General features: G+C 73.2%; 10 protein-coding genes. 3 read left to right on the top strand and 7 right to left on the bottom strand.

The features are described 5' to 3' along the window. Together IEZ12_RS04150 and IEZ12_RS04145 are read left to right on the top strand one after the other, a co-directional pair. The coding region (locus tag IEZ12_RS04150; RefSeq protein WP_229847221.1) for a 3-methyl-L-tyrosine peroxygenase-related protein at window positions 1-936 on the top strand (936 nt) is incomplete at its 5' end. Between the two features lie 34 nt (window positions 937-970). Further along, the gene (locus tag IEZ12_RS04145; RefSeq protein WP_189270854.1) at window positions 971-1,975 is read left to right on the top strand and encodes a clavaminate synthase family protein; all 1,005 of its coding nucleotides are present in this window, start codon (window positions 971-973) and stop codon (window positions 1,973-1,975) included. Window positions 1,976-2,084: 109 nt separating this feature from the next. On the opposite strand, the gene IEZ12_RS04140 is transcribed toward IEZ12_RS04145, so the two are convergent. Further along, window positions 2,085-3,020, bottom strand: coding sequence for a hypothetical protein (locus IEZ12_RS04140; RefSeq protein ID WP_189270853.1), 936 nt, complete (start codon window positions 3,018-3,020; stop codon window positions 2,085-2,087). A 259-nt stretch (window positions 3,021-3,279) separates the two neighbouring features. Further along, entirely contained in the window at window positions 3,280-3,498 is a 219-nt protein-coding gene (locus tag IEZ12_RS04135) for a hypothetical protein (RefSeq protein WP_229847220.1), read from the bottom strand. Between the two features lie 284 nt (window positions 3,499-3,782). Between IEZ12_RS04135 and IEZ12_RS39940 the strand changes: the two genes are divergently transcribed. Further along, a complete protein-coding gene (locus IEZ12_RS39940) occupies window positions 3,783-3,908 on the top strand; it encodes a hypothetical protein (protein WP_268250231.1) in 126 nt (41 codons plus the stop codon). Window positions 3,909-3,965: 57 nt separating this feature from the next. Here the strand turns inward: IEZ12_RS39940 and IEZ12_RS04130 are convergent, their stop codons facing one another. The 5 genes from IEZ12_RS04130 to IEZ12_RS04110 all read right to left on the bottom strand — a co-directional run bounded on the left by IEZ12_RS04130 (window position 3,966) and on the right by IEZ12_RS04110 (window position 7,814). Further along, window positions 3,966-4,604 (bottom strand): class I SAM-dependent methyltransferase, encoded by a 639-nt coding sequence (locus tag IEZ12_RS04130; protein ID WP_229847219.1) that lies wholly within the window; start codon window positions 4,602-4,604, stop codon window positions 3,966-3,968. 84 nt (window positions 4,605-4,688) lie between these two features. Continuing rightward, entirely contained in the window at window positions 4,689-5,834 is a 1,146-nt protein-coding gene (locus IEZ12_RS04125; RefSeq protein WP_229847218.1) for a 3-oxoacyl-ACP synthase III family protein, read from the bottom strand. After that, window positions 5,822-6,736, bottom strand: coding sequence for an MBL fold metallo-hydrolase (locus IEZ12_RS04120; protein ID WP_189270850.1), 915 nt, complete (start codon window positions 6,734-6,736; stop codon window positions 5,822-5,824). The genes IEZ12_RS04125 and IEZ12_RS04120 overlap by 13 nt, the downstream gene beginning before the upstream one ends. Then, a complete protein-coding gene (locus IEZ12_RS04115) occupies window positions 6,733-7,347 on the bottom strand; it encodes a flavin reductase family protein (RefSeq protein WP_189270849.1) in 615 nt (204 codons plus the stop codon). Before IEZ12_RS04115 ends, IEZ12_RS04120 begins: the two co-directional genes overlap by 4 nt. Then, window positions 7,347-7,814: an SRPBCC domain-containing protein gene (locus tag IEZ12_RS04110; RefSeq protein WP_189270848.1), complete on the bottom strand. Its 468-nt coding sequence runs from the start codon at window positions 7,812-7,814 to the stop codon at window positions 7,347-7,349. Before IEZ12_RS04110 ends, IEZ12_RS04115 begins: the two co-directional genes overlap by 1 nt. Window positions 7,815-8,032 lie beyond the last annotated feature (218 nt).

Here is an 8,032-nt window from a genome sequence, read left to right as displayed (position 1 = left end):
GCGGCGACGGCGGGGGAGTTGGTGGGCGCGCTGTCGGCGCTGGCTCCGGCCATGGCCGGTGAGGACGTGCCGGCGGAGTCGACCAGTCAGTCGTACTTCCGGGTCCGCGAGGTGGAGCTGTCGGACCAACAGGCTGCCCTGCACGGCGCCCTGGTCGTCCACCGCGGCCTGGAGGACCTGCGCGAAGCGCCGCTGTCGGGTGCCGACCTGGCGCTGGAGACGGCCGGGATGCGGCAGGCCGTGCTCGACCTCACCGGCACGACGCCCGGCGCCGGCCCCGAGCCCGCTCCGCCGGCGGCCGCGCCCGAATCCGGCCCGGGCCCGTCGCTGGAGAGCGTGTGGAGCGCCCGCTGGCTCATCGGGCACCAGGTCCATGTCCTGTTCAACGTCTGCGCCGCCGTCGCCGTGGCCGACGCCACTCGCGGCCTGCGCCACGGCGATGCCGATGCCGCACTGACCCGGCTGGCGGACGCGACGGTGTACGTGCGCGGCTTCCCGGCGGCGATGAATCACGCCAGTACGATCCCGGCCGACCACTACATGGCGGAGATCCGCCGGACCATGGCGCCCCCGTCCACGGACATCCCGCTCAGCGGGCGCCAGCACCGGGGCTACAAGCTGTTCCGGGCCGCGATGAAGGACCTGCTGATCGCACTGCCCGACTCCTACGATCAACTGGCCGACCGATCACCGGAGTTGGCCGACGCGCGCGGCGCCCTGCTGGAAGCCGACATCGTGGACGCCGAACGGCACGTCACCCTCGCCTACTCGATGGTCCACCTGCGCCGCTCCATCGCCCAACGGCCCGAGGGCCCCGACAACGCCGTCGCCGAACTGCGGCTCATGCGTCACCGCCGCGCCGCCCAGTACGCCCCACTGATCCGGTTCGGCGACCACTACATCGCCGACGCCGTGGCCGGCCTGCGCCACCCCTGAAACCCACGCCCCCGCCCCCTTCGGCAGGAGACCGATGACCGAGACGACGTCAGGCACCGAACGGCGCACCGCCATCGCCGCCGACTGGCAACTCGATCCCGCCGACGCCCACGCCTGCGAGCAACTGGCCCGCACCCTGTGCACCGACGGACCCGACCAGGTCGACAACCCCGCATGGGTGGACCGGGCCAGAGACGCCTGGGACGAACTCCCGCTGCCGCTGCGCCGCGAACTTCGACGGTTCCGCAGGCACTCCGGCCCGCACGGCACCCTGGTGATCGGCGGCCTGCCCGTCGGCCGGGCGACGCTGCCCCCGACACCTGCCGTACCCGGCTCGGTGCAACGCCGGGCGACCGTCCCGGCCGCGCTGCTCGCCATGGTGGCCTGCGGTCTCGGCGAGCCGCTCGCCTACCGGGCCGAGAAGTCCGGGGCCCTCGTGCAGGACGTCGTCCCGGTGCCCGGACAGGAGTCCTTCCACGGCAACGCCGGATCGGCGCCGCTGTCCTTCCACAGCGAGAACGGCTTCCACCCCCACCCGCCCGACTACGTGGTCTTCCTGTGCCTGCGCGCCGACCACGACGGGACGGCCGGCATGCGCGTCGCCGGCATCCGCCGAGCGCTGCCGCTGCTCACCCCGGCCGGCCGCGAGGCCCTGTTCGCACCGGAGTTCATCACCGCACCGCCGCCCTCGTTCGCCCCCGACGCGAGCGGGGCCGCACCCGAGCCCGTGCCGGTGCTGTTCGGTGCGGCCGACGACCCGGACATCCGCATGGCCCAACTCGTCACCACGCCGCTCACCCCTCGGGCCGCCGCCGCACTCGCCGAGTTCGGCCGCGCCTGCGAGGCGACCGCCCGCACCCTGCGCCTGACCCCCGGTGACCTGGTCGTCCTCGACAACCGCGTCACCGTCCACGGCCGCACCGCCTTCCGGCCCCGCTACGACGGAGCGGACCGCTGGCTCCAACGCACCTACGTCACCACCGACCTGCGCCGCTCCCGCGACCACCGCCCCGACGACGGCCACGTCCTCGCCCGCTGACCGGCTGCCGACACCCGGCAGCCGGTCCCGCGCCGTCAGCAGTCCTCGCGGCCCTCCGGTCGGTGAGCTGTTGTTCGCGCCGACCGGGGTACTCGCAGCACCTCGGCAGTCAACGACCTGTGCTGCGTTCGGTCAGCGGCCGACTGTCCTCCACGAACACCTTCAGCGACCGTTGATGCTCCTCCGCGCGGGCCGTGGCCCGTCCGCCCATGTTCCGCACCTGCTGCATCGTGCGATCGAAGTAGTCCCGGGGGGTGGAGTTCAGGTCGGACAGCGGCAGATTTCCGTAGTAGGCCGTGAGTGCGTCGCCTTCGGCGCGCAGCGTGACGTCGAACGACTTTTCCTGTGTCACGCTCGCCAGCGCCGCACGGCTGCCGGGCAGCCAAGGTGTCCAATGGCCGATGAACGGGAGGATCAGGTCGGGGCGGACCCCTCGGGCGTAGCCGACCGTCAACTCCTGGAGCCTGTCCCAGCGCGGCATCAGCAGGCGCAGCCCGCCAGTCCAGTACGCGACCTGCCGCTCGTCGGTGATGACGAGAGCGCCGCCGTCCTCTTCGTCCGGGCCGGACTCCGATTCGAACTCGTCGTGCTCGGCCTCGTCCAGCTCGATGAAGGCGTGGCAGCCGACAGGGAACGGGGACAGGGCCGCCAGGCTGCGCAGGGCTCCGCCGAGGGAGACGAGGTGCCTGTCGTACATGTACGCCATGTGCCGCTCGTGATCGGTGCCGCCGTAGGCGGGCGGAGCCGCGATGCTGATGGCGTCCGGGTTGTAGGTGTTGTCCGGGCGGGGAACGAGTTGGACGACCACGGGAAGGACGTTGCTGTCGTCCTTCCGCCCGCGACCGGTCCCTGCCAGGCCACTGTTCCGACGCTGGGACAGTTGGTCCTGGGCGAAGGCACGGAACGTCTCGCGCGGTCTACTCTCCTGCCACAGCCCCACGCCGATGGCGAACGTGGGGTCTGCTGCCGGGATCATCGTGATCCGAGCCTCGGGATCGGATTCGATGGAGCCGGCTGTGGCATCCGCTCGCTGTCGTTCGCTCATTGTCTGGTGTTCCTGGAGATCGCTCTGTCATTTGATGGACCGTCATGAGGAAGTCGCCCCAAGGCGTGCAGGGATCTTGCCCAGGGGCCTGGACCAAGCCCTGACTGCCAGTGCTTTTCGGGCGAAGCCTGTCGCCGTGCGGACGGAGCACTTCCCGATCCTGCTGATGGTATCGGCTGAAATTGTGACGTTGCGTGTGGGGAATCCTGTGGGGCGGGAGCGAGCGCAGGGGCCGGTTGGAGTGGGTTTCGTGAGCCTGTCAGCTGACGGTCAGGGTGCGGTCGTTGAAGTCGGCGACCATGCGGAGCCGGCCACCGAGGGCTTCGACGTAGGCGCGGATCGTTGAGGGCGCTGCGGTGTCGAGCGCGCCGTTCTCGAGTCGGGAGACGTCGGGCTGGGTGAGGTCCTGCTCGCGGCGGATCTCGGCGAGGCGGTGGACCCGTACCCCGGTGTCGAGCTTCTCCCGGCGTGCGGACACGCGAGGGCGGGGAATGCGGGGCTGCCGGTGGCGTCCGCGACGATGGCCGGCCATTGGGTGACCAGGTTCGGATCGAGGCCAAGGCAGGTCGCTTCGGTGCTGATCGCGCGGACAGGATCGAAGGGGCCGGGAACCTTTACGGCGGACCCGTTCACCCCTGACGCTGAGGACCGGTTGACGCCCTGATCTCCTGGCACCGGGAGCGCAGCCGCTTCCTGCCGAGCTGATCCTGACGCCCGCTCATATCCCCGGACCGTGGCGATCCGCTGCGGCTGCAGGGAATCATGCTCGCGAAGTCACATCTGAAGGGCTACCTCCTCGAAGAAGCCCTGGTCCGACTGCTGCGCAACAGCGGGTACCGCCGCCGCTCCCGGCTCCCGTCGGCCGGTCACCGCCGATGGCGCTCGTAGACCGTTTCCCGTGGGCCGAACCGCTCGGGCAGGTCGTGCCAGGTCGGTGGCCCGGGGTCAGCCCTGCGCGCGGCTCAGGATCCAGACGCTGTAGGTGTCGTTGGCCGGGTGCAACTGGTAGGTGCCTGCCCGGAGGTCGACGCGGAGGCCGGCGGCTGTCAGGTCTGCTTCGAAGTCTGCGGGGGTGTAGGTGCGGGCGTGCGGGGGTGCGTCCTGGAGGTGGAAGCCGATCAGGAGGCGGCCGGTGTCGGTGAGGACGGTGCGCATGGCGTGCAGGGCTTCGCGTTCGGTGTTCTCGGCCAGGTAGAGCATGACGTTGCCGACGCAGACGACCAGGTCGAAGGGGCCGTCGTCGGGGCCGAGGTCGAGGATGTCGCGTTCCTCGATGGGGAGCCCGGGGTAGGTCTCCCGGGCCTGTCGGACCAGTGCCTCGTCGGGCTCGATCGCGACCACGTCGTGTCCTCGCCGCAGGAGTGCCGCGGCGACCCGGCCCATGCCGGCGCCGGCGTCGAGTACCCGGGCGCCGCGTGGCAGGAGGGTGTCGGCGAGGCGGGCCTCGCCGTCGATGTCCTCACCGGAGGAGACGAGTTCGGCGAACCGCTTGCCGAAGTTTCCGCTGTTTCCCGCCTCCTGCCAGCGGGTTCGCCGCGTCGTCGACGGTATGGGATCCCCGGGTGCCGGCGTGGTGCTGTCCATGGTCCGCATCCTAAGGCGACGACGGCGCCGGAACCGGCGCCGTGGGGTCGGGCTGCCGGTCGGGCGGCGTCTTCGGCAGTCCGGTCAGGGTGTCGATGCCGAGGCGGTCGAGGAGCGGGGCGTTCCGGTTGCGGGTGCGCTGTCCTGACAATTCCCTTTCTCCGGGCGGCCGTTGGCGACCGGTCGGTCGATGGCCGGTCCGGGGCGGGGGCCGGTCCAGGTGCAGAGGGCGGCGGCGAGGTTCATGCCGCCGCCGAAGGCGGCGAGGAGGAGGTGGTGGCCGGGGGCGAGGAGGCCGGCGCGGAAGGTGGCGTCGAGGGTGAGGGGGATGGAGGCGGCGCCGGTGTTGCCGTAGTGGGTGACGGTGCGGCGGAGGGTGTCGGGGCGCAGGCCGAGTCGGGGGGCGAGTTCGTCGAGCATGACGCCGTTGGCCTGGTGGGGGATGAAGTGGTCGAGGTCGGAGGCGGGGAGGCGGTGGGCGGCGAGGGTGTCGTGGACGAGGGCGGGCAGTTCCTCGGCGACGAAGGCGCGGACGGCGCGGCCGTCCATCCGGAAGTGGTGGGAGCCGTCGGCGACGGTGCGGGCCGAGGCGGGGAGGCGGCTGCCGCCGGCCTGCACGCCGATCAGGCGGTGCTCGGCGCCGACGCCGCGCAGGATCGCCGGGTGCAGGCCGGGCCCGTCCGGGGTGGGGCCGAGCAGGACGGCGCCGGCGCCGTCGCCGAACAGGACGGCGGTGCGGCGGTCGGTGGGGTCGAGGATCCGTGAGTACACGTCGACGCCGATGACGAGCGCGTACGGGGTGGGGCCGAGTCCGGGGAGCAGGGTGCGGGCGACCTCCAGGGCGTAGACGAATCCGCTGCACACCGCGTTCAGGTCGAACGCGGCGGCGCGGTCCGCGCCGATCAGGTGCTGGACCAGGTTGGCGGTGGCGGGCTGCGGATGGTCGGGGGTGGAGGTGGCGACCAGCACGAGGCCGACCGCGCCGGGGTCGATCCCGGCCGTGGCCAGTGCGGCGGTCGCGGCGTGCGCCGCGAGGTCGGAGGCGGCCTGGTCGGGGCGGGCGTGGCGGCGCTCCCGGATGCCGGTCTTGCGGACGATCCACTCGTCGGTGACCCCGGCGGCGGCGGCGACCGGCCCGTTCGGCACCACCACCGGCGGCAGGTACGAGCCGGTGCCGAGGATTCCGTACCCGCCGGCCGGGGCCTGCGGGGGCGCGGTCAGGCGTGGCACTGCGGGAGACCTCCGTGGTAGGCGGCCATCTCGCGGAACGAGGCTGCCACGTCGAGCCGTTCGCCCGGGGCGAGGCCGTCGAGCTCGGCGTACGCCCGGTGCAGGTTGCCGACCAGCCGCTCGGCGTCGACCAGGCTCGCGTAGGGGCCGAGGTCGGCGGCGCGGGCGGTCTCCAGGGCGGACCGGCCGGCTTTGCGCCCGGCCTCGGCGAGGTCCCGGAGCCAGCGCAGGTACGCGGCGGTGGCGTGCAGCACCTCGGGCCCGCCGACCGGTCCGTGGCCGGGGACGACGACCTGCGGCTCCAGCGCGAGCAGCCGGTCCAGGGCGCGCAGCGAGCCCTCGATCGAGCCCATCAGCACGTACGGGGTGACGCCGGACCAGGCGACGTCGCCGGTGAACAGCACGCCGCGTTCGGGGACCCAGGCCACCACGTCGTCGGGGGTGTGGGCGGGGCCGACCTGCAGCAGTTCGACGGTCAGTCGGCCGGTCCGCAGCACCAGTCGGTCGCGGAAGGTCAGGTCGGGCAGCCGCAGGCCGGTGTCGCCCCAGTCGACGTCCGGCCAGATGCCGCGCAGGCCGAGTCCGGCCTCGGCGATGTCCGCGCGGGTGCCCTCGTGGGCGATCACGGTGGCCCGTGACGGGAACACCGCGTTGCCGAACACGTGGTCGCCGTGGAAGTGGGTGTTCACCACCAGGTCGGGGCCGTCGGGGGCGATCCGTTCGACCTCGGCGCGCAGCTGCCGCGCGCGGGCCTCGGTGGCGGCGGTGTCGATCAGCACCGAGCGGCCGTCGTCGACGATCAGCCCGGCGTTGTTCAGGCACCAGCCGCCCGGCAGCTGCTCGAAGGCGTACACGCCGGCGGCGATCTCCCGCAGGGTCGGGGGTCCGGGCGGCACGGTCATGGTTCCTCCGTAAGGGGTCGGTCGGCCCCGGACTGCCGGGGGCGGTGGGCGGGCCCGGGGGCGTCCCCGTCGGCCGGGGCGGCCAGGCCGGTGAACGAGCCGCGGTGGAAGACCAGCGGCGGCGTGCCCCGGTCGCCGAGGTGGATCGCCACCACCCGGCCGATCAGCAGGACGTGGTCGCCGGCCTCGACCTCGGCGTGCAGTTCGCACTCGACGCCGGCCAGCGCCGAGGGCAGCACCGCGTTCCCGGTGACGCCCTCGACGGCGGCGGTGCGCCGGACCGCGGCCCCGCCCTCGGGCCGGTCCGGCCGGGCGAAGGCCAGCGCGAGCTCGCGCTGCCGGTCGGTGAGCAGGTTCACCGCGAACGCCCCGGCCTTGGACACCAGGGGCCGCATCCGTCCTTCGCGGTTGACCGACACCAGCACCAGCAGCGGGTCCAGCGACACCGACACCAGGCTGTTCAGCGTCATCGCGGTGGTCTCGTCGCCGTATCCGCAGGTCAGCAAGGTCACCCCGGTCGGGAAGCGGCCCATGGCCTGGCGCAGCCCGGCGGCGTCCGGCTCACCCGGGTGGGGCGCCCGGCCGGCCCGCTGCGGGGAGCCGGTCCGCATCAGAGCACCTGGGCGAAGCGCGCCAGGGTCTCGCCCGGGCTGGGACCGTCGAGGGCGGAGAAGATCCGCTCGGCGTCGGGGCCGTGCTTGTGCAGGCGGACGTGCGCGAGGGAGACCAGGGTGCCGTCGTCGGTCGGGGTGAACTCCACCTCGATCTCGCTGGCCCGCTCGTCGTCGGGGATCGACCGGAAGCGGCCGTCCACCCGCCAGGTCATCGCCAGCCGGTGCGGCGGCTCCCAGACCAGGACCACGCCCCAGTCGATCTCGTTGCCCTCGACGTCCCACTCGTAGTAGCGGCCGCCGACGCCCGGCTCGAACGCCAGGCCGGCCCGCTCCTTCTCCAGCAGGACGTGCGACGGCGGCCACCACTCGGCGAGGCGTTCGGTGAACGCCCGGAAGCACTCCTCGGGGGTGGCGTTCACCGCCACCGACTTCCGGACGTCCGGGATCTGCTGCTGTTCGGGCACGGGCCCTCCTTCGCGGGTCGGGGCCCCTGGACCGCGGGGCCGTCGGCCACCCTGGCGCGGGCCGTTCGACGTCCGGTACAGCCCGGTTCGAGGCGGCCGGGCCGGGCGCCGCCGGGGCGGGGCCTTCCAACACGGCTGGATCGGACGTCGAAGCGCTCCGGCCACCCTTCCGGTGCCGGCCGGAGCCGGATGGACCGTCCGCGGCTGCCCGGCGCAGC

It is taken from the genome of Kitasatospora griseola (assembly GCF_014648555.1).
In the GTDB taxonomy this organism is placed as follows: domain Bacteria; phylum Actinomycetota; class Actinomycetes; order Streptomycetales; family Streptomycetaceae; genus Kitasatospora; species Kitasatospora griseola.
Note: the sequence above shows the minus strand (reverse complement) of the source record. Positions and strands in the feature narration are given on the sequence as shown.

Bases quoted from the DNA above. Each gene is read 5' to 3' on its own strand.
- IEZ12_RS04130 (WP_229847219.1), bottom strand. From the start codon at position 4,604: ATGGACAGCACCACGCCGGCACCCGGGGATCCCATACCGTCGACGACG.
- IEZ12_RS04140 (WP_189270853.1), bottom strand. From the start codon at position 3,020: ATGAGCGAACGACAGCGAGCGGATGCCACAGCCGGCTCCATCGAATCC.
- IEZ12_RS39940 (WP_268250231.1), top strand. From the start codon at position 3,783: ATGCTCGCGAAGTCACATCTGAAGGGCTACCTCCTCGAAGAAGCCCTG.
- IEZ12_RS04120 (WP_189270850.1), bottom strand. From the start codon at position 6,736: ATGACCGTGCCGCCCGGACCCCCGACCCTGCGGGAGATCGCCGCCGGC.
- IEZ12_RS04115 (WP_189270849.1), bottom strand. From the start codon at position 7,347: ATGCGGACCGGCTCCCCGCAGCGGGCCGGCCGGGCGCCCCACCCGGGT.
- IEZ12_RS04145 (WP_189270854.1), top strand. From the start codon at position 971: ATGACCGAGACGACGTCAGGCACCGAACGGCGCACCGCCATCGCCGCC.